Raw genomic sequence first — 20,892 nt, 5'->3', positions numbered from 1 at the left:
TCTATAAAATTGTAAAAAATTCTTTTAAAAAATGTAAAAAGGGGTTTTTAACAAAAAAAGCCAGAGTTTCAAGAGAAACACCAGCTAAAATAACAATAATTAGGAGAACCTTAACCCAATCTTCTCCCTTTATGGTAGCAAGGGATAAGGGTTCCTTTTCAAGATATGCACTCGCTGCATACATTTCTTCACCAATTAGAGTATAATCAGTGGCTGCAACAAAAAATGGAAGCTGTGTAACTGCAGTTGTTCCTGAAATCTGAATAGCACCAATTGAGTTACCCGTTTCTGCCAAAATTAAAGATTCAGCATAGAAATATCCTTGAAGAAATACTGCTCCAGGTTTTTCTCTAAGCATTATTCCATCAACACCAGCAGCGTAACCAAATTGTTCATAAGAAAGGAAAAAAACATTTCCTTCTTTATAAAGGTCAGGTCTTCCTGCCTCTAAATATCCCTCCTTAACTGTCTCTTGAGCAGCAACAAAAACAACAGGATCAAAACAAGGAACAATCAAATCAGTTTCATATTCTGCTGCCTTTTTCGCAACTCTTTTTAATATAGAAAGTCCTGCTATAGTTGGTATTTCAGCAATTGTTCCAAGACCAAGAGAAAAAAGCAAAGGTTTACCAAGTTCTGTTGATCTTCCCACTGCTTCATCAATAGCATCTAAACCGGCTATTTTTCTTATATAAAGGTGTTCTCCTTTTTTAGCTTTTTCAATGTAAAATAAAAGCAAGCTGACAATAATAATCAAAAGTATTAAGGCACTTGCTCTTTTTTTATGAAACCACTGGGCAGATGGGATTGCTATATTGGAATAATCACTATCTATAAATTCTCCACCCTTAACAGCTCTTACAAAATATCTGTAACTAATACCATTCTTTAAACCTTGATCAGTAAAAGAATTTTCACCTTTTTTTAATATAGAGACAGTTTCAGGCAAAGCCCAGGTTCCTTCTTTTTGATATTGTCTAAAAAGAATATAAAAATCTATCAAGGAATCATCAGGAGAAAGATTCCATTCAACTGAAATTCTTCCACCAGCATCATTTGGAACATCATATGCCTTTATCTCTGAAGGGGGTAAAAGGGAGAAAATAAAAAAAATTTTTAACATCAGTTTATTATAATAAAATAATCTTGAAAAAATCAAATTAATGAAGTAATTATATTTATGAGAAAATTACCTTTAATTCCTCTGCGGGAAGTTGTGCTTTTTCCTAACTCTATATATCCACTTGTTTTAGGAAGAGAGTTTTCTAAAAATGCACTTGAAGAAGCTTTAAAAATAAAGGAAAAAGAACTCATTTTTTTAGCACAGAAGGACCCCTCTGTTAATGATCCTGAAATAAAGGATTTATATACTGTTGGAACCTTAGGAAGAGTTTTAACTGAATTTAAATCACCGGAAGGAAATTACAGAATTGTTGTAGAAGGTATTGAAAGGGTAAAAATTTTAAACATTATTTTCAATGGAAAGTTTTATGAAGCAGAGTTTGAAATTTATGAGAGGAATTTAATTGAAAATGAAAGAGCTTACCAGCTGGCAAGAATTATAACAGAAAATTTCAGAACCCTTACAGGTTTTTTACCTGGATTTCCAGAGGACCTTCTTGCTCATTTATTTTCAAAAAGAAAACCAATAGAAATTGCAGATTTTGTTTCAACACATCTCCCTGTTAAAGCAGAAGTTAAACAGGAACTTCTTGAAATTGATAATTTACTTAAATATCTTGAAGAATTAAATAAAAAAATTATTGAAGAGATTGAGTTCAGAAAATTAAAAATTGAAATAGAAGAAAAAACAAGAGAAGAATTACAGAAGAGTCAGAAACAAGTATTTCTTCATGAGCAAATGAAGCAAATTCAAAAGGAACTCGGATATAGAGAAGGAGATGAAATTCAAATATTAAAAGAAAAGATTGAAAAATCAGGTATGCCAGAGGATGTAAAAGAGCATGCCCTTAAAGAGCTCAGAAAACTTGAAATAACACCTTCTATTTCACCTGAAGCAGCTGTTATAAGAACCTATCTTGACTGGTTGATTTCAATGCCATGGAACAAAAGAACAAAAGATACCCTTGATTTGAAAAAAGCAAAGAAAATTCTTGATGAAGACCACTATGGTCTTTTTGAACCAAAAAATAGAATTTTAGAATACCTATCAATTTTAAAATTAAAGGGAAAAATTACAGGACAGATTCTTTGTTTTGTTGGACCCCCAGGTTCAGGTAAAACATCTCTTGCAAAATCAATAGCTAAAGCTCTTGGAAGAAAATTTGTAAGGATGTCCCTTGGAGGAATAAGGGATGAAGCTGAAATAAGGGGACATAGAAGAACCTATGTAGGAGCTCTTCCTGGAAGAATAATTCAGGGCATAAAAAAAGCAGGCTCAAAAAATCCAGTCTTTCTCTTAGATGAAATTGATAAAGTGGGAATGGACTACAGGGGTGATCCTTATGCTGCCCTTATGGAAGTTCTCGATCCAGATGTAAACAAACATTTTGTTGATCATTATCTTGAAGTTGAATTTGATTTATCAGAAGTACTCTTTATAACAACAGCAAACTCCTTATACAAAATTCCTCTTGCCTTAAGGGATAGAATGGAAATTATAAATTTACCCGGTTACTCTGAATTTGAAAAATTGATGATTGCCAAAAAACATCTTATTAAAAGAATACTTGAAGAAGTAAATTTAAATCCCAAGTATTTTTCCATAGAAGATAGTGCTATACTTGAAATAATCAGAAAATACACAAGAGAAGCTGGTGTGAGAGAATTAGAAAGAAAACTCTCCAAAGTAATAAGATATGCTGCTAAAAATTTTGTAGAGAAAGGTGAAGCTACCTCTGTGGATAAAAAAGACCTATCCAAAATTCTTGGACCTGCAATATATACAACAATTGAAAGTGAAAGAAAATTAAAACCAGGTGTAGCTTATGGACTTGCATGGACAGAGTATGGTGGAGATATAATGAGAATTGAAGTTTTACTTATGGAAGGAAAGGGAGAATTAACATTAACAGGGCAACTGGGGGATGTTCTAAAGGAATCAGTTTATGCTTCTGTCAGTTATTTAAGGTCAATGAGTAAAATTTACAATTTACCAAAAGATTTTCACAAGAAATATGATATTCATTTACACATACCTGAAGGAGCAATACCAAAGGATGGACCTTCAGCCGGGTTAGCAATTGTTCTTGCTATATTATCTGCACTTATTAAAAAAGAATTACCCTCTGATACAGCCTTTACAGGTGAAATCACTCTAACTGGTGAGGTTTTAAGAATAGGCGGACTTGAAGAAAAAATAAATGCTGCTAAAAGAGGTGGAATAAAAAGAATTCTTCTTCCTGAGGATTCAAAACCTGATGTTAAAAAAGCGAGAAGAGAATTAAAAGAAGGTATTGATTTTTGTTATATTAAAACTATAAATGAAGCAATCAATATAGTTTTTCCAGATTTAATTAAGAATAAAATAAAATCAGGAGAATTTTCCCATATTGTTTCCTTTAAATCTTGAAAGAAGAAAAAACAGTTTTAGTTGCAGTATTTAGTCCCAAGGAAAAGGAAACATCAAGTTATAAATTACAAGAGCTTGAAAGTCTTGTAAAATCAGCAGGAGCAATAATTACTTCCGAAGTTATACAATTTAGAGATAAAATTGATCCAGAATTTTATATTGGTAAAGGGAAATTAATGGAAATTAAAGAAAAAATTGAAAAAAATGGCGCTCTAAGTGTGATTTTTGGTTGTGATCTCTTACCAAGACAGACAAGAAATCTTGAAAATTTTCTAAAAATTAAAGTCATAGATAGAACAGAGTTAATAATGGATATTTTTGCAAAACATGCTAAGACAAGCGAATCAAAAATTCAGGTTGAACTGGCTCAACTTACATACAGATTAAGTAAATTAAGGGGAATGGGACAATGGCTTTCAAGACTTGGTGGTGGTATAGGTACAAGGGGACCAGGTGAAAAAATTCTTGAAGTGAAAAGAAGAAACATAATGCTTAGAATAAAATATTTAAAGGAAAAATTAAAAGATATTGAAAAACAAAGAAATGTTCAGAGCAAAAAAAGAAAAAATTTTTTTAAAATATGTTTAGTTGGTTATACCAATGCAGGTAAAACCTCAATCCTAAACTTAATTGCAAAGGAAAAAGCAGAAACAAGAGATGCACTCTTTGTTACTTTAGATGCGCTTACAAGGAAATTTTACATTGATAGTGTTCCTGTCATTATAAGTGATACAGTCGGTTTTATAGAAGATATACCTTTGAGCATTATTCATTCTTTTAAGTCAACACTCAAAGTAATAGAAGATGCAGATTTACTTTTACATGTTGTTGATATTTCGAATCCAAGGAAGGAAGAACATATAAAATCTGTAAATAAAATCCTTGAAGATATGAATGTCTTAAAAAAGGATACTATTTATGTATTCAACAAGTATGATTTATTTTTTGAAGAGGAAGAGAAAGTATATCTGAAGAATAAATATACTCCATGTGTTTTCATCTCGGCAAAAACAGGAGAAAATATAAATTTACTTCTTGACAAAATTAAATTTTATGCTTTAAAATTTAAAAGTAAAATTAAAATTTAAAATGGATGAAATTGTGTTAAAACCTTATATAAATATTGAAAAACTTGAAGAGATATTTAAAAGCAAAGATAAAGTTAAGTTTTTTTATGATGAAATAAGACCAAAACTTCAGGATCTTGTTACACCTATTTTAAACACAATTGAAGAAATTGTTGGGGTTGACATTTTCTGGCATTCAAAACTATCAGTTATACCTTCATTAAATGTTGAAGAGGCTAATTTTGTTGGATACGGTATAGAACCCAGGAAAAATGAAAGTTACCAGATAAATTCTGACTTATTAAAAATATTTTTAAGATTTGAAGTTCATTCACCTTTAGAATCAGGAGTATATTTTGGAATAAATGGTAAATATGAAAAATCAAGATTTGCCTTTCTTTTCCATCAATATCCAGAGGATGTTGTGTCCGTTATTCAGAATGCCTTTGTTTATGTTAAACTCTTAGATAAGCAGATTGATCTAACTTCCACTGAAAAAATTATAAATTTTCTTGATAAATACTTTACAGAAGCTGACGAGGTTGTTTTTTTTGGACCTGTTGAAGTTACAAGACCAAAGGAGGAAGTTAGTGCAGGAAGTATATTGAGATTTCTAACTTTATTTCCTATTTACCAATCTATGATTGAGTATTCCCTATCTAATGAATCAAATTTTAAAAATTACATAAAGAGAGTATTTAATTTTTTACTTTCACCTTAATTTCTTCTATCTATAACCTTCCCTTATAAAAGACTTCAAGATTTCTTTTTAAAGTATCTCTTGTAGCTCTTCTTATTAACTTTCCCTGGTAAGCAAAAGAAACCTCTCTTTTTTCTTCAGAAACAACAATTGCAAAACAATCACTTTGTTCCGTTATACCAATAGCAGCTCTGTGTCTTGTTCCAAGAGAAATATCTATAAGTGGTGAATCAGAAACTGGTAAGATACACCTTACAAATTTTATCCTATCATCCTTTATAACACATGCACCGTCATGCACAGGTGAAATTGGATTGAAAATAGCAAGAAACAAGGGTTCAGAAATTTTTGCATCTACAAATAAAGCCTTATCAGTATATTCGCTTAAAACCATCTTCCCCTCTATTACAATTATTGCACCATAGCCTTTATCTCTTAGAGAAAAACTAGCCTTAACAAGGATATTTATTATTTCCTCAATTTTTTCCTCCTTAATTTTTTCTCCTTTTAAAAGCGGCAAACGACCGAAACTTGTTAGGAGTCTTCTTATCTCTGGTTGGAATATTATTATAAAAGCAATTAAACCGATTGTTTTCAAACCATTAAAAAATAACTTTGTTCCAGCTAAATCAAATATGAAAGAAATAAAAGCAAGCAATAATAGAATAAAAACACCCAGAAACATAAAACCAGCCCTTGTACCCCTGAATAGTCTTATAATAAAATACGAGAAAAAGGACAAAATTAAAATATCTATAAGATCAAAGATTCTTATATTTAAAAAATCCAATTTATAATTTTATATCTGGGAAAACTGCCAAATGTAAAAAATCCTCTTCTTCTCTTTTCTTAAATCCCCTTACTATTAAACTCTCACCTTCACCCCTATATTCAAGACCCTTTCCAACTCCATTAAATTTTTTCATTTTTATTTTTATGACTTTCTCAATTATCTCTTTAACCTTATCCTTATTTATAAAATCAGTAGGACGGTCCCTTAAGAGTATTGCATCAAGAGCATAGCCTCTTAAAATTTTTATCTTAAACTTTTCAAAAATATAAGAAGAAATAAAAAGATCCATACATATAAATTTATCACCCGCAAAAGCAACTAAACCACTTACATTACTTAAATCAAGATTTTCTAAGTACCACTCAATCTGGGATTCATATCCTTTAAAAGCATCATGAATGGATAAAGTTCCGGAAGAAATCTTAAGAGAATTAAGAACATTTTTAACACTTTTCCACACTATACTCTGATCTGAATAATAGGTCTTATTCAAAGATAAGCTCTTATTTGTGGTTTTTAAAAGGATAGCCCTTAAGCTGGGATATAAAGCAACTCCTGAAGAGCTAAAACTTCTTTCACCTTCCCACCTTCTCTCTTCAACACAAGAAACAGGAACTTCTATTACAGTATTTGGTTCAGAAAAAAAGGCAGTATTAATTACCCTGTTTTGAAATGCACCTATTACTTCTTCTCCATCAATAGCAAAAACAGGGAAACTTCCGCTATTCTTAAAAATTATTCTATTCACAGAAGGCTCTTTTAGTTCCTCAAATTTCCCAAAACCTTCTTTATATGCCTCATCAATTGTTTTTATATTTTCTTTAAAATCTCCATTATCTTTTCTATATAAGGGGTACATTAGTAGATTTCTCTGAAATAAAGGTTCTCCAATTTCTATTTTTTTCATAATAAATTATAAAATAAAACTAAACAAAAATCAATCCCAAAAAAATACCAAGAATTGCTCCCACGATTACTTCAAAGGGAGTATGACCTAAAAGTTCTCTTAACCTTTCTTCTTTAATTTTACCTGTATGAGAAAATTCATCCATTATTTTATTTAAGATCTGTGCTTGTCTACCTGCAGCTCTTCTTAAACCAGCAGCATCATACATAACAATAAAAGTAAAAAAAGCAGTTACAGCAAATAAAGGTGATCTGAAACCTTCCCTAATTCCAACCATTGTGGTTAAAGCAAAGGTGGATGCTGTATGAGAAGAAGGCATACCACCTGTTTCTGTTAGCCATTTCCAGTTCCATCTTTTAAATTTAAATGAATAGAGAATTGATTTTATTATCTGTGCAATTAACCCTACAAGAAGAGTTTTTAGGAGTATATCATTTGAGATTACTTCTCTTATCATAATTCAAAATTATTATAAAAAAATCTAAAGTTTTTCCAAGGACTTATTGTGCTTTGTCTTTTTTCCTCTATTAAACTCCGTGTTTCAATAAGTGAAGATAACTCTTCTTCAAAAATAAAAGAAGTTAAATTTTCAGGTTTCCATCTCTCAAGTAAAAAGGTATCAAATTCTCCTTTTTCAAAAAATTCACTTGAAATAACATTCAAGCAGAATTCTTTTGTTGTTTTAATACCAGCAATAAACAGCTCATTAAGAGCTCTTTTCATCCTTTGAATTCCCTCTTTTTTATCCTTACCCCATACAATTATCTTCATTATTAAAGGATCATATTCTTCTGGAACATAAAAACCCTGGTATACCCCTGAATCAACTCTTACAAATGGACCTGAAGGATAAGTAAGCCACTTTATTTCTCCAGGTGAAGGAATAAAATTTTCATAAGGATCCTCAGCACATATACGAACTTCAAGAGAATAACCTTTTAAAGGATACGGTTTTTCAAGTTTAAGTTCTTCTCCCCTTGCAACCTTTAACTGAAGATAAACAAGATCAAGCATGCTTCTCATCTCAGTTACAGGATGCTCTACCTGCAATCTTGTATTCATCTCAATAAAGTAAAAATTTTTATTTTCATCAAAAATAAATTCGACTGTTCCAGCATTATAATAGTTACAAGCCTTAGCAATCTCTATTGCAGCTTCCTCAATATCCCTTCTTATTTTATCATCAATGAAAGATGAGGGACTTTCTTCAATAAGTTTCTGGTATCTTCTCTGTATAGAGCATTCTCTTTCACCAAGTGCATAGTAATTACCCTTTTTATCGGCTATTATCTGAACTTCAATATGTTTTGGTTTTTCAATAAATTTTTCAATATAAAGGGAACCTTCACCAAAAGCACTTTCTGCTTCTCTGTAAGCTAAATTAAATAGAGAAACAAATTCTTCCTTATTCCTTACAATCCTCATACCCTTTCCACCGCCACCTAAACTTGCTTTCAAAAATAATGGAAACCCAATTTTTTCTGCTATTTTCAATGCTTCTTCAGAATTCTCCAATTTACCTGAATAACCTGGAACAACAGGAACATAACACCTTTCCGCAATTTTCCTTGCAAGAGCCTTATCACCCATAAGCCTCATAGATTCTGGAGATGGTCCTACAAAATTTACACCCCTTTTTTCAACTTCAAGTGCAAAAAGATAATTCTCTGATAAAAAACCGTAACCCGGATGTAAAAACTGAGGTTTTTCTTTATCAATAATCCATAATATTTTATCAATATTTAAATATGTTTCATAACTTGATTTACCATTTAAAGGGTAAGAAAAATCCATAAAAAAGTTATGAAGTGAAAATTTATCAGGGTCAGAGTATATTCCTATCGGCGATATTCCCATTTCTCTTAAAGTTCTTGCTATTCTTACAGCTATTTCTCCTCTATTTGCTATGAGGCATTTCATTTTTAAATTTTTTAAGTTTTAGATAATATTCATAAGGACATGTTTTATTTGCAATTATATTTTTACCCTCATGGTTATCACCATGATAATCAGAACCACCTGTTATTAATAAGTTATTTTTAATTGCATATTCAAGATAATATTCCTCCTTTTCTTTATCATGATCCGGATAAAAAACTTCTACACCTTTCATTCCGAGTTTTTTTAGATAATCAAGATAATCATAATCAATATTTTCAACTCCAGGGTGAGCTATAACAGGAATTCCTCCTGATTTTATTGCAAGCTCTATTCCATCTTTCGGTGTTAACTTGAATTTCGGAACATAAGCTGGTCTATCCTTTCCAAGATAAAGTTCAAAAGCTTCATCAATAGAGGATACATAACCCTTTTTAACAAGAATTCGTGCTATATGAGGTCTTCCGAAAGATTGAATATTTTTTTCCTCAATTACTTCTTCAAGGTCAATTTTGATTCCCAGGTTTTTTAATTTTTCTATTATTTTTTTTATTCTATCAAATCTTACTCTTCTAATATTTATTAAAACTTTCTCAAGTTCTGACTCCGGTTCAGGAAAATAGATAAGTAAATGTATATCTCTCTCTCCATCACTTAAAGAAAGCTCAGTTCCAATTATAACTTCCAAATCTGTTTCTGGAATAAAATTTCTTACCTCTAATGTATCGTGATCACATATACCAAGAACTTTTACACCTTCTCTTTTTGCTTTCAAAATTAAGTCCTTAGGTGATAATTCTCCATCTGAAAAAATAGTGTGTGTATGCAAATCTATTTTAAAATTTTTCATAAACCAAGTTCCTTTACAACTTTGTTAAAAATCTCACTATTAATTAATTTTGTTTTTCTTAAAAAGCCCTCAAGGAGTGCATTGTCACAAATTGTATTAATAAGTCTTGGTTTACCCTTGGAATATTTATAAATTATTTCATAAACATCATCTGAAAAAATTTTATATTCAGCTCCAGCTAATTTCAATCTGTGGTTTATATATTCCTTCGTGGAATCAAAGTCAAGGGGCTTAAGATTAATTTTTAAAGCAACTCTCTCATAAAGTGGCATATCCATTTTAAGATTTTCTTCTAATTGTGGCAAACCAAAAAGTATAAAGTTTAAAAGACGTTTTCCTGGAATCTCAATATTTAAAAGACCCCTTATCTCTTCCATAATTTCTTTGTTTTTAAGCATATTGGCTTCATCAATTAATATAACAGGAATTTTAGAATTTTTGTACATTTCAATCAATTTTTTTAAAAGATTTGAAACAAGAGATACAGGATCATTATCATTAACCTGAATTTTTAAATTACTGGCAATTTTTTTTAAAAACCATATTTTACTGATATCAGAATGAACAATAACTATTAAAGAAGGTTCAAAGTTTTCATATTTTATAAGCTCACTCAAAAGTTTTCGAGCCAAAGTTGTTTTTCCAAGACCAATGTCACCTGTTACTGTAATCAAACCTCTATAGTTTTTTATACCATGAATAATTTTTAAAAGTGCCTCCCTATGTTGTGAAGAATTAAACCAGAAATTTTCATCAGGTGCTGCTGAAAAGGGTTCTTTTTTAAAGTTATAAAAATCAAGATAGGAAATACTTTGCATTTAAGATATTATAAATAAAAATCAGAAACTTTTACAATCTTTTATAAAAAAGAAATTTTATCCTCGTCCACTACTCTTCTTCTATTACTTTCAAGTTCTTCAATTTTATCTTTTAAACCCATTATTTCAGGGTCTTTTTCATAGGCTCTTTTATAATATGTTAAAGCATTGACAGAGTCTCCTAAGTTTTCATAGCATTCTCCAAGGTGATACTCAATTGAAATAACTCTTCTCTCCTCTAAATTTTTTTCCTGTAAAGCCCTTTCAAAATACTCTAATGCAATGTTAAATTTCCTTAACTCCATAAAAATTTCACCAAGAAGCTCAAGAGATTTTGCCCTTGTTTCTTCTGAATTTAAGGCTTCTTTAAGGTTTATTATAGCCTCTTCATAAAGCCCCATTTCCCTCATTGCAATACCAAGTTCCAGCTTGCCTTTATAATCTATTTCCTTTGAAAATTTATGAAGGGTTTCCCTCACTTCACTGAATATATCCTTTTTAATCTTTTTCTCATCCTCTTCCAATTCTTCAACAATCTGACTTTTTAGATCTATAAATTCTTCCTCCTTTTTTTTCTCCTCAAGAGTTTTTTTCTTTTCTATCTTAACAAATTCCATCTCAGGTGTTTTTGGTTCTTCCACTTTTATAGTTTTTTCCTTTTTTAAAGGGACCTCTTCTTTTCTTTTCTTTAATTTTTCCAAGGATTCAGGACTTATCATTGTTACATATTCAATAGCCTTTTTATTATCTGGCTCAATATCAAGGACCTTTAAAAACCACTTTAAAGCATCATCCTTTGCTCCTCTTTTGTATAAACACTCAGCCAGTGATAATATGCTATCAACAAGAAGGTCTTTATTTTTCAACATATGGGAAATTTTTACCATTTCTTTTCTTGCTTTTATTTCCTCCGGCCATTTACTCGCAATTTCCTTGAGTATATTATAAGCCTCTATCAATAAATTTTCCTGTAAATAAAGTTCAAAAGCTTTATAAAAAGTATCAAGAGCTCCTGTATAATCACCCATCATAAGAAGTGTTTCAGCAAGAGTTTTAACTTTTAAGGGATTTTTTATCTCACTTTCTGAAACCTCTTCTTCACTTACAGCAGCTTCTGACCCAAATTCCGTATCAGAAACTTCCTGACTAAATTCCTCTTCAACTTCTTTTTGAATTTCCTTCTCTATTTCTTTCATTTCGATCATTTCTTCTTTTTCAGCTTTTTCTTCTTTTTCTTCTTTTTCAGCTTCTTTTACCTGTTTAAGAGTTCTTGTTGCTTTAAGTCTATCACCTTTTAAGAGTTCATCCAATGTTACAAAAACACTTTCTTTTTTCTCTGATTCGCTATCCGAACTTATTCTCTCTTCAATTTCTTTTTCAGAAACACCGAGAGATAAGAGTTTATTTCTGATTTCTTTTTCTTTTTCCTTATTTCTGTTAAAAAAATAATACAAAAGCTCAAAATAAATTTCAATAGCCCTCTTGTTTTTTTTGAAATCAAGATAAAGTTCAGCAACTCTCTCTTTTAAGGCAAAATTCTCAGGTTGCCATTTTAAAAGAAGTTCATAATTTTCAAAACCTTTTTCATATTCACCATTCTTAAAAAGAAATTCAATATAAAATTCAAGAGTTTTACCAGCTTCTCCATAATCTCCTACATGATAATATGCCTCTGCTAATTTTCTATAGAGATCTTTTTTATCAGGATAAAGTTGAATTAATTTTTTCAATAAAGCTATAGTTCTTTTGTCATATATTCCTTGTTTTTCAAAAATTTCAAAAGATTTTAATAAAAATTCCCCTGCCTTTTTTTCCTGTTTGAATTTTATTAAAATTTGCCCTATTCTAAATAGAGTTTCTGGATCATTATTTTCATATTTCAAAACAGTTTGGTAAGTTTCTAAAGCTTTTTTGTAATCTCCTCTTAACTCATATTCCCTTGCTTTCTTCTTTAATTCTGAAATATTCATAATCCCATACCGGTAATCACCTTTTCAACATCATTTACCCCCACCCTGTTTTTACTCTTCATATAACATTCAAGCAAAGAGGCATCACATATAGCATTTATAACCCTCGGTATACCATTTGAAACTTCCCTTATTTTGTCCTTTGCCTCTTGTGTAAAAATTTCCTCTTCTCCTCCAGCCTTTTTTAGTCTGAAATTGATATAATCTATTACTTCTGAATCATCAAGCTTTTCAAGAGAAATCCAAATAGGTATTCTCTGGCTGAAATTAGGATCTTCTCTGAAATTTTTTATTATTTCTGAAAGACCTACAAAAACAAAGGAGATTGGTTTCTCATCTATAGTTTCTATTGAAAGAATATCTCTAAAGAAGTTCTTAAGTTCCGGTGATTTTATTTTATGAGCTTCGTCAAGCAAAAATATAAATTTTTTCCCTTTTTCAAAAGAATCTAAAATTGAAGATATAAATTCTTCTTTTAAGCTTGAAATATTTTCTGTATCATTTAAACCAAAAAATCTTGAAACTTTCTTTAAAAACCATTTTACATCTACTTCTTGATGAGCAAAGAGAACAAAAAGAGGGATATAGTTTTCATGTTGATAAAAATCAAGAAGTAATTTTCTTAAAATCATACTCTTCCCAGTACCCACTTCACCTGTTAATACACAACCTCCCCTGTTTTTTGTTATACAGTATTTAATTTTTTCAAGTGCTTCTCTATGTATTCTGGAAGGATAGAAAAGTTCAGGATCAGGAATCATTGTGAAAGGGTCTTTTTTAAAACCAAAAAATTCAAATAATTCCATTTTTTACCTCCTTCAAAGAATAATAAAATGTTCTTTAATTACCTTTTTTGATAATTTAACCTGCTCCATTTCTGGTATCTCTTTTTCCTCGTAAACTTCTCCAATTTCTTCTATTACAGCCTCTTTTTCTTCAACTTCAGGTGTCAATATCTCAGGAATCTCAATAGTTTTTTCATGAGCGGTTAATTCTTTCTCTTCTTCTAAAACAGACTCACTTACCAGAGCTTCTTCTGGTCTTTTTATTTCTAAATATTCCTTAACATCTAAAAAACCAGGGTCCTGCTCATAAATAGAACCAAAAATTTCAAGTGCCTCTTTTCTATTATTTAGATTGTATAAAGATAGTGCTTTAAAATACTTTATAAACTTAAGTATCTCCTCACTTTCTGTAGCTTCTATAAATTTATCAGATTTTGAAATTACTTCTTCATATTCTCCTGTTAGATACAAAGTATAAAGATAATAGGGAGCAAAGAGATCAACTGAAACACTATCTTCTATTTCTTTATAATCATTAATAACATCCTCATGCATATTCCACTCAGCCATTAGATTCAAAAAGGTGATATAATTTTCAAAACTATTTTCAGGGAGTAAAAATTCCTCATATATTTTAAGTAAAATTTCATGTGTGATTTCAGGAAGTTTCCCTGTTTCCACCTTTGTGCTCTCAAACTTATCTAAAAATTCCTCAACTTTTGTAAGCCTTTCCTCCTGAGGAGAAATTTCTTTTATCTTATTCAGCACTTCCCTTGCCTTTTCTATGTTAGATTCAGATTTCAAATAACCATAAATTGAACTGTAATATTCAAGAATTGCCTCCTCAAGAGAACCTATACTTTTCAAGAGGTCAGCAAGCTCAACTGTACCTGAAGGTTCTAATTTTTTTTCAGATAACCCTTCTATTTTAAGAATGTCCTCAAGCTCACTTAAAGAAGGTTTAGTCTCAACATAAATAAATTTTTTTATTAACTCTTTATAATTTCTTAACCTCTCATCAAAATCAATGTTTTCAAAAGCACTATTTAATAATTTTAAACCTTCATCATTTTTAAGATAAATATTAAGAACTCCTAAAAGAAAAGCCTGTGTGGGGGTATTGTTAAAAAGCTCTTTTATTATTCTTTCAAGATACTTTTTTGAATCATCAATTACTTCTTCTCTTAAGAGTTTATAAAGTGAATCCTTACATAACTTCAAAATACCAAGATAATATGCAGATATGAATATTCTTGAATTTAATTCATTAGTTTCACCCTGAATTCTTTTCAATTTCATCAAACTTAATAACCTCTTGAAATGATTTTTTTCCTTATTAGCCTTTTCAAGAGCAGAAATATAATAATTTTGAGCAGATTCTATTTCCTCTTTTTCAAATAGAATATCACCTTTAAAAAGAAGGAGATTAAAATTATCCTTATCTTCTTCTAATAATCTATCCAGAAGTCTTAAAGCTTTATCAAATTCACGGTTACTGTAATATTTGAATGCGAGGTTTTGAAATCGTTCATTTAAAATCATTCTTTACCTCCTTTTAATTTTTTTAAAATAATATTTTCAACTTTTTTAAACAAGGGTTCAAACTCCTCTATCATTTTTTCCATTTCTGCCCTGTATTTAATTTTAAACTCATTTTCTAAATTTTTCAAGTTAATTAATACATTAAACATAGCTCCTTTGAAAGAAGAATTAAACATCTCAAGCCCTGTCCCTAAATCTGAAATAACATTTTCATCAATAAATTCTATAATACCATCAATAAGTTTCAAAGCAAATAAAGATTTCTCTGCAACTTCAAAAGGAACATTTATTGTTTCAAGAAGAGTATTAAAAACTTCCTCTTTACTTTTACCACTTTTTAAACTATCCATATACTTCTGAAAACTTTCACTATCCTTATCCATTGCAAGGAGAAAATAATCCTTCAATTCCTGAAATTTTAAAGAGGTATTTGAAAGCAATTCAAAATTTTCTTCAGTTTTCAATTTAGAAATTGTAATATTTAAAGCCATACTGCAGAGGGATGAAGCAATAGCACCAGCCATAGCACTGGATGAACCTCCACCTGGAACAGGAGAAGTCCTTGAGAGTTCATCTGCAAAATCCCATATAGACATCTTTGGTAAATTTGATTCAAAGATAAGAGGTAATCCAAGAACTTTCTTTTCTATTTCAAAATCAGTTACATCCCTTAATCCCAAAGACTGGACTGCTGTTTCAAGAACATCTCTTACAGGAAGACCTTTTGAAACTTTCTGTCTCTCAAGATAAAATAGACCTGATTCATAAATAGCATTAAAAGGAACTAAACCAACCAATTCGCTTCCAGTAACAGATAGCCCTCTTTCCTCGGCGAGCTCCTTTACTTTTTCAAAAACATGATGCATATTTGTAACTTTATAATCAGTCAAATTTATACTTATCTGTGCTCTTTTATACTCGTCTATGTACCAGCCTATTGCTTTAACTTTTTTAAATAACCCCTTTTTCTTTACTGGTTTACCAATAATTTTTTTTATGTCAATTCCGTTCATCTTTAAAAGTTCATAGAGATCATAACCATGATTATCCTTCACATGATTATAAGTTTCTTCTAAAGTTTTCCCTATAAATTCACATTCACCGCAGGGATATTCATTTTCCTTATATCTAACAATATCGCCTTTAAAGTAAAAGGGAGAAATTTTACCTTTTCTTTTTGTTCTTCCTTTCTCTCTAATTTCAAAGGCAATATCTTCAGCATATCTTTTATCCCTTGTATTTAAATTAATGTTATAAGCAATAAGAAATTCTCTCACACCTATCACAGTGGCACCTGATTTGGGATTAAATTCCTGCGGGCCAAAATCAGGTTTCCATTCAGGTTTATAAATCTTTTCAGCTAATCCCTCATATTCACCTTCTCTTATATAGGAAAGATCCCTTCTTTCTGGTTTTTTAGCTGATTTTTCATATAAATAAACAGGAATTTTTAATTCTTCTCCAACCCTTTTTGCAACTTCTATAGCTATCTCATTACATTCTTCAAAGGTTACATTCCTAAGTGGAATAAAGGGACAGACATCTGTGGCACCTATTCTCGGATGGGCACCTTTATGTTTTCTCATATCAATGAGTTCTGCTGCTTTTTTTATAGCACTAAAGGCTGCTTCTTTAACTTTATCCGGTTCTCCAATAAAAGTAACAACTGTTCTATTTGTATCATATCCCATATCCACATCAAGAACCTTTATTCCTTCAACTTCTTTTATAGCATTAACTATTTCATCTATTATTTTTTTATTCCTTCCTTCAGAAAAATTAGGAACACACTCAATCAATTTCATTTATAAACTCCTTTCCATTTTTTATTACAAGCACAGGTTTTTTTACATTATAAAAATCATAAAATAAATAGGATAGTCTTTTTATATCAAAAACAACAAGGTCAGCATCTTTACCTATTTCAAGCGAACCTTTTCTATCATCCATTAATAAAGATTTTGCTGAATTTATAGTAATTGCCTTCATTGCTTCTTCAATTTTAAAACCCATTAAAAATATTGCAAGTCCAGCAACAAAAATCTGGGAAAAAGTAAAAGATGTTCCTGGATTATGGTCAGTTGCAAGAGAAACTGAAAGACCAAGATCAAGCATTTTTCTTCCCTTTGCAAAAGGTAATCGCATAAAAAAAGAGGTAGCAGGAAGTAACACACATGAAATCCTTTTATTTTTCATTTTCTTCAAAACATTTAAAGGAGTATATTCAAGATGATCACATGAAATAGCATCTATTTCTAAAGCAATTTCTCCTCCTCCTGAATTAGAGAGTTCATCTGCATGAATTCTTGGTAACATACCATATTTTTTTGCCTCAAGAAGTATTCTTTTTCCTTCTTCTTTTGTATAAACTCCTTTTTCAACAAAAACATCACAGAAGTCTGCATATTTTGAAGCCTCTTTAAGACCATAATTTAAAATCTCTTCAATATATTCTTCCTTACTTTTTTCTTTTGGTACTGCATGAGCAAAAAGCGCAGTAATTTTAATATCTAAGGGAAATTCCTTTTTCAGCTCATATAAAATTTCAAGGTGTTTAATTTCCTCTTCAACAGATAATCCATAACCTGTTTTTGCTTCAATTGTTAAAGTTCCATGTTCTAAAAATTTCCTTAACCTTTCCTTTACTATTTTTTTTAAACTCTCTTTACTTTTTTCCCTTGTTCTCTTAACAGTGTATAAAATTCCTCTTTCTTCCTTTAAAAGTTCAAGGTACTTCTTACCCAATAATCTCTCTTCAAACTCTAGAATTCTATCATCTGAGTAAACTGGATGGGTGTGAGGGTCAATAAATCCAGGTAAAATTATTTTACCTTTTAAATTATAAAACCTTGTTGAATCACCAATTTTATTTTTACCTTCTTTATAATCACCTATAAAACTAATTTTTCCTCCCTTTATTCCTATATCTTTTTTGTAATAAATATCAAAACTTTCATTGCATATATAAATAAATTCAGGTGAATGTAGATAAATATCAAATTTTTCCATTTCAAAGTTATAGTTTAAGAATTATAATGATTTTTTTGCAAGAAAATATAATATTATCTTAAACTTCATTTTTAAAATTAAATTTTAAAGGGAGAAAATTAAATGAACCTGGGTGTCATAGGTCTTGGACATGTTGGTCTTGTTACAGCAGTTTGTTTTGCTGAAAAAGGCTTTAGAGTATTTGGAATGGATAAGGATAGTAATAAAGTAAATGCTTTAAAAAATAAAAATTTACCCTTCTTTGAACCAGGTTTAAAAGAGTTGCTTAATAAAAACTTTAATAGACTTGAATTCACTGATAAGATAAATGTTATTCTGGAAAACTGTGAGGTTATATTTTTATGTGTTGGAACTCCTCCTCTTCCAGATGGAAAAGCAGATTTATCTCAGGTAGAAGATGCTTCAAGGGAAATTGCAAAAAATTTAGAAAGATTTACTCTTATTGTTGAAAAGAGTACGGTCCCAGTAAAAACTGCAGAATGGATTAAAAAAATTATGTCCCTTTATGTTAAGAAAAATGTTTCCTATGAAGTTGCTTCAAATCCTGAATTTTTAAGAGAAGGATCAGCAATCAAGGACTTTTTAGAGCCTGACAGAATTGTTGTTGGAGTTGAATCAGAAAAAGCTAAAAAAATTTTTGAAAAAATATATGAAAATTTTAATGCTCCAGTTATCTTTACAGATATTGAGACAGCCGAAATTATAAAACATGCTTCCAATGCTTTTCTTGCAACAAAAATATCCTTTATAAACATGATAGCAGATTTGTGTGAAAAAACTGGTGCTGATATTTTGAAAGTATCTGAGGCTATGGGACTGGATAAGAGAATAGGAAGAAAATTTTTAAATGCTGGAATAGGTTATGGTGGTTCATGTTTTCCTAAGGATGTAAAGGCTTTCTATAAAATAGGTGAAGAACTGGGCTTAGATTTTGAACTTTTAAAGTGTGTTGATAGAATAAATGAAAAAAGAATAGAAAAATTTATAGAAAAAATTAAAAAAGTTTTATGGATAATAAAGGATAAAACTTTTGCAATTTATGGACTTGCTTATAAGCCTGGGACAGATGATATTAGAGAAGCTCCAAGTATAAAGATAGTAAAAAAACTTTTAGAAGAAGGAGCCTACTTAAGAGTTTATGATCCTTATGCTATGGAAAATTTTAAAAGGGAATTCAAAAATAATGAGAGGATTTATTATTCAAAAGATTCTTACGACGCTGCAAAAAATGCAAACGCGATTTTAATATTAACAGAATGGGAAATTTTTAAAAATCTTGATTATAAAAAAATTAAAAAATTGATGGAAACACCAATTATTGTTGATGGGAGAAACTGTTTGGATATGGAAGAAATATGTAAACTTAACTATATCTATATCCCGATAGGGAGAAAGGGATGCGGATATTGATTACAGGGTGTGCAGGTTTTATAGGATCTCATCTATGCGAAAAATTTTTAGTTAAGGGTGATGAAGTAACAGGAATTGATAATTTTATTACAGGTAGTAAAAAAAATGTAGAAATTTTAAAAAAATATAAAAATTTTAAATTTTTAGAATTAGATGTATGTAATGAGTTAAAGATTAAAGAAAGGTTTGATATAATTTATCACATTGCTTCTCCAGCTTCACCGAAACACTACTATGAATTTCAACTTGAAACAATGCTTGTAAATTCAATAGGAACAAAGAATCTCCTTGACAAAGCAAAAATAGATAATTCAGTCTTTGTCTTTGCTTCCACCTCTGAAGTTTACGGAGACCCTCTAATTCATCCTCAAAGAGAAGATTATAATGGCAATGTAAACCCTGTTGGTGAAAGGAGTATGTATGATGAATCTAAAAGGTTTGGAGAAGCTTTATGTATGGTTTATTTTAGAAAATTCAATGTGGATGTGAGGATAGTAAGAATATTTAATACCTTCGGTCCAAGAATGAAAAAAGAAGATGGAAGAGTAATTCCTAATTTTATCATGCAAGCACTTAGAAATAAGCCCCTTACTATTTATGGTGATGGAAGTCAAACAAGAAGTTTTTGTTACATAGATGATATGGTGGAAGGTTTAATAAAAGTAGGGATTAAAGAAAATTTAAAAGGAGAGGTTATAAATCTCGGTAATCCTCATGAAATAAAAATTATTGAACTTTCTGAGATAATTGAGAAATTATTAAATAAAAATTTAAAGAAAAAATTTTTGCCTTTACCAAAGGATGACCCTAAAAGAAGATGTCCAGATATTGAAAAGGCAAAAAAACTTTTAGAATGGGAACCTAAAGTTAGTTTTAAAGAAGGTTTACTTAAAACTATTGAATATTTTAAAGAACATTTAAATGAAGGAATTTAAAAAACTTTCAATTGTTGTCCCTTGTTATAATGAAAAAAATTATATTGAGGGTGTTCTTAAAAAAATTAAAGAAGTAAAACTTTATGGAAATTTAGAAAAGGAAATTATTGTGGTCGATGATGGTTCAACAGATGGAACAAGAGAAATACTTAAAAAAATAAATGATCAGGAAATAAAAATTTTTTTTCAAGAAAAAAATATGGGAAAAGGAGCTGCTTTAAGAAGGGGATTTAAAGAAGCAAAAGGTGATATAATTGTTATTCATGATGCAGACTTTGAATATGACCCCGAAGAGTGGAATAAAATGTTACCTCTTATATTAGAAAATAAAGCAGATATTGTATATGGTTCAAGGTTTTATGGGGAACCTCACAGGGTTTTGTATTTTCACCATTATCTTGGAAATAAAATAATCTGTTTTTTAATTAACTTATTATGTGATATGAACTTTTCAGACATCGAAGTTTGCACAAAAATGTTCAGGCGTGAAGTTCTTGATGAAATTAATTTAAAAAGCAAGGATTTTGGGTTTGAAGTAGAATTTACAGTAAAAGTATCAAAACCTAAAAAATGGAGAATTTATGAAGTAGGAATAAAATATTTTGGTAGAACTTATGAAGAAGGTAAAAAAATAAACTGGAAGGATGGAATAAAAGCTATTTTTTATATATTTAAGTACAGATTTTTTAAATAGGA

At 30.0% G+C, this 20,892-nt stretch carries 18 protein-coding genes; 6 read left to right on the top strand and 12 right to left on the bottom strand.

All coding sequences use genetic code 11. The annotated features are described in order from the left end of the window. Nucleotide 1: 1 nt before the first annotated feature. A complete protein-coding gene (locus ABIN17_00550) occupies nt 2-1,123 on the bottom strand; it encodes a fibronectin type III domain-containing protein (GenBank protein ID MEO0283550.1) in 1,122 nt (373 codons plus the stop codon). A gap of 57 nt (nt 1,124-1,180) precedes the next feature. Between ABIN17_00550 and lon the strand changes: the two genes are divergently transcribed. From lon to ABIN17_00535, 3 genes are read left to right on the top strand one after another with little or no spacing between them, the layout of a single operon-like run. Further along, on the top strand, nt 1,181-3,532 hold the full coding sequence (gene lon / locus ABIN17_00545) for an endopeptidase La (GenBank protein ID MEO0283549.1): 2,352 nt from the start codon (nt 1,181-1,183) through the stop codon (nt 3,530-3,532). Continuing rightward, a complete protein-coding gene (gene hflX / locus ABIN17_00540) occupies nt 3,529-4,620 on the top strand; it encodes a GTPase HflX (protein MEO0283548.1) in 1,092 nt (363 codons plus the stop codon). Before lon ends, hflX begins: the two co-directional genes overlap by 4 nt. Nucleotide 4,621: 1 nt before the next feature. After that, nucleotides 4,622-5,320 carry a hypothetical protein gene (locus ABIN17_00535; GenBank protein MEO0283547.1) on the top strand — a complete coding sequence of 233 codons (699 nt, stop codon included), beginning with the start codon at nt 4,622-4,624 and terminating at the stop codon, nt 5,318-5,320. A 10-nt stretch (nt 5,321-5,330) separates the two neighbouring features. Here the strand turns inward: ABIN17_00535 and cdaA are convergent, their stop codons facing one another. From cdaA to hutI, 11 genes are read right to left on the bottom strand one after another with little or no spacing between them, the layout of a single operon-like run. Next, on the bottom strand, nt 5,331-6,089 hold the full coding sequence (cdaA, locus tag ABIN17_00530) for a diadenylate cyclase CdaA (GenBank protein MEO0283546.1): 759 nt from the start codon (nt 6,087-6,089) through the stop codon (nt 5,331-5,333). Nucleotide 6,090: 1 nt separating this feature from the next. Then, complete coding sequence (locus tag ABIN17_00525; GenBank protein ID MEO0283545.1) at nt 6,091-6,999, bottom strand: DUF6569 family protein; 909 nt, start codon at nt 6,997-6,999, stop codon at nt 6,091-6,093. Nucleotides 7,000-7,018: 19 nt separating this feature from the next. After that, nucleotides 7,019-7,456 carry a divergent PAP2 family protein gene (locus ABIN17_00520; GenBank protein MEO0283544.1) on the bottom strand — a complete coding sequence of 146 codons (438 nt, stop codon included), beginning with the start codon at nt 7,454-7,456 and terminating at the stop codon, nt 7,019-7,021. Next, a complete protein-coding gene (locus tag ABIN17_00515) occupies nt 7,453-8,919 on the bottom strand; it encodes a biotin carboxylase N-terminal domain-containing protein (protein MEO0283543.1) in 1,467 nt (488 codons plus the stop codon). The genes ABIN17_00520 and ABIN17_00515 overlap by 4 nt, the downstream gene beginning before the upstream one ends. Next, nucleotides 8,897-9,727 carry a PHP domain-containing protein gene (locus tag ABIN17_00510; protein MEO0283542.1) on the bottom strand — a complete coding sequence of 277 codons (831 nt, stop codon included), beginning with the start codon at nt 9,725-9,727 and terminating at the stop codon, nt 8,897-8,899. The genes ABIN17_00515 and ABIN17_00510 overlap by 23 nt, the downstream gene beginning before the upstream one ends. Then, nucleotides 9,724-10,545: an AAA family ATPase gene (locus ABIN17_00505; protein MEO0283541.1), complete on the bottom strand. Its 822-nt coding sequence runs from the start codon at nt 10,543-10,545 to the stop codon at nt 9,724-9,726. Before ABIN17_00505 ends, ABIN17_00510 begins: the two co-directional genes overlap by 4 nt. 41 nt (nt 10,546-10,586) lie before the next feature. After that, nucleotides 10,587-12,515 carry a tetratricopeptide repeat protein gene (locus ABIN17_00500; protein MEO0283540.1) on the bottom strand — a complete coding sequence of 643 codons (1,929 nt, stop codon included), beginning with the start codon at nt 12,513-12,515 and terminating at the stop codon, nt 10,587-10,589. Beyond that, nucleotides 12,512-13,321, bottom strand: a complete 810-nt coding sequence (locus ABIN17_00495) for an AAA family ATPase (protein ID MEO0283539.1) — start codon at nt 13,319-13,321, stop codon at nt 12,512-12,514. Before ABIN17_00495 ends, ABIN17_00500 begins: the two co-directional genes overlap by 4 nt. Before the next feature lie 12 nt (nt 13,322-13,333). Continuing rightward, nucleotides 13,334-14,842, bottom strand: a complete 1,509-nt coding sequence (locus ABIN17_00490) for a tetratricopeptide repeat protein (protein MEO0283538.1) — start codon at nt 14,840-14,842, stop codon at nt 13,334-13,336. Next, the gene (ftcD, locus tag ABIN17_00485; GenBank protein MEO0283537.1) at nt 14,839-16,647 is read right to left on the bottom strand and encodes a glutamate formimidoyltransferase; all 1,809 of its coding nucleotides are present in this window, start codon (nt 16,645-16,647) and stop codon (nt 14,839-14,841) included. The genes ABIN17_00490 and ftcD overlap by 4 nt, the downstream gene beginning before the upstream one ends. Next, the gene (gene hutI, locus ABIN17_00480) at nt 16,634-17,851 is read right to left on the bottom strand and encodes an imidazolonepropionase (protein MEO0283536.1); all 1,218 of its coding nucleotides are present in this window, start codon (nt 17,849-17,851) and stop codon (nt 16,634-16,636) included. Before hutI ends, ftcD begins: the two co-directional genes overlap by 14 nt. Before the next feature lie 102 nt (nt 17,852-17,953). Between hutI and ABIN17_00475 the strand changes: the two genes are divergently transcribed. Genes ABIN17_00475 through ABIN17_00465 form a run of 3 tightly spaced genes read left to right on the top strand, consistent with a single transcriptional unit; the run spans nt 17,954 to nt 20,890 of the window. Next, nucleotides 17,954-19,261, top strand: a complete 1,308-nt coding sequence (locus ABIN17_00475; protein MEO0283535.1) for a UDP-glucose/GDP-mannose dehydrogenase family protein — start codon at nt 17,954-17,956, stop codon at nt 19,259-19,261. Further along, on the top strand, nt 19,249-20,196 hold the full coding sequence (locus ABIN17_00470; protein MEO0283534.1) for a UDP-glucuronic acid decarboxylase family protein: 948 nt from the start codon (nt 19,249-19,251) through the stop codon (nt 20,194-20,196). The genes ABIN17_00475 and ABIN17_00470 overlap by 13 nt, the downstream gene beginning before the upstream one ends. Beyond that, nucleotides 20,183-20,890, top strand: coding sequence for a glycosyltransferase family 2 protein (locus tag ABIN17_00465; GenBank protein ID MEO0283533.1), 708 nt, complete (start codon nt 20,183-20,185; stop codon nt 20,888-20,890). The genes ABIN17_00470 and ABIN17_00465 overlap by 14 nt, the downstream gene beginning before the upstream one ends. Nucleotides 20,891-20,892 lie beyond the last annotated feature (2 nt).

It is taken from the genome of candidate division WOR-3 bacterium (assembly GCA_039803925.1).
Taxonomy (GTDB): Bacteria; Hydrothermota; Hydrothermia; order Hydrothermales; family JAJRUZ01; genus JBCNVI01.
The sequence above is the reverse complement of the archived record's forward strand: the minus strand, read 5'-3'. Positions and strand labels throughout refer to the sequence as shown.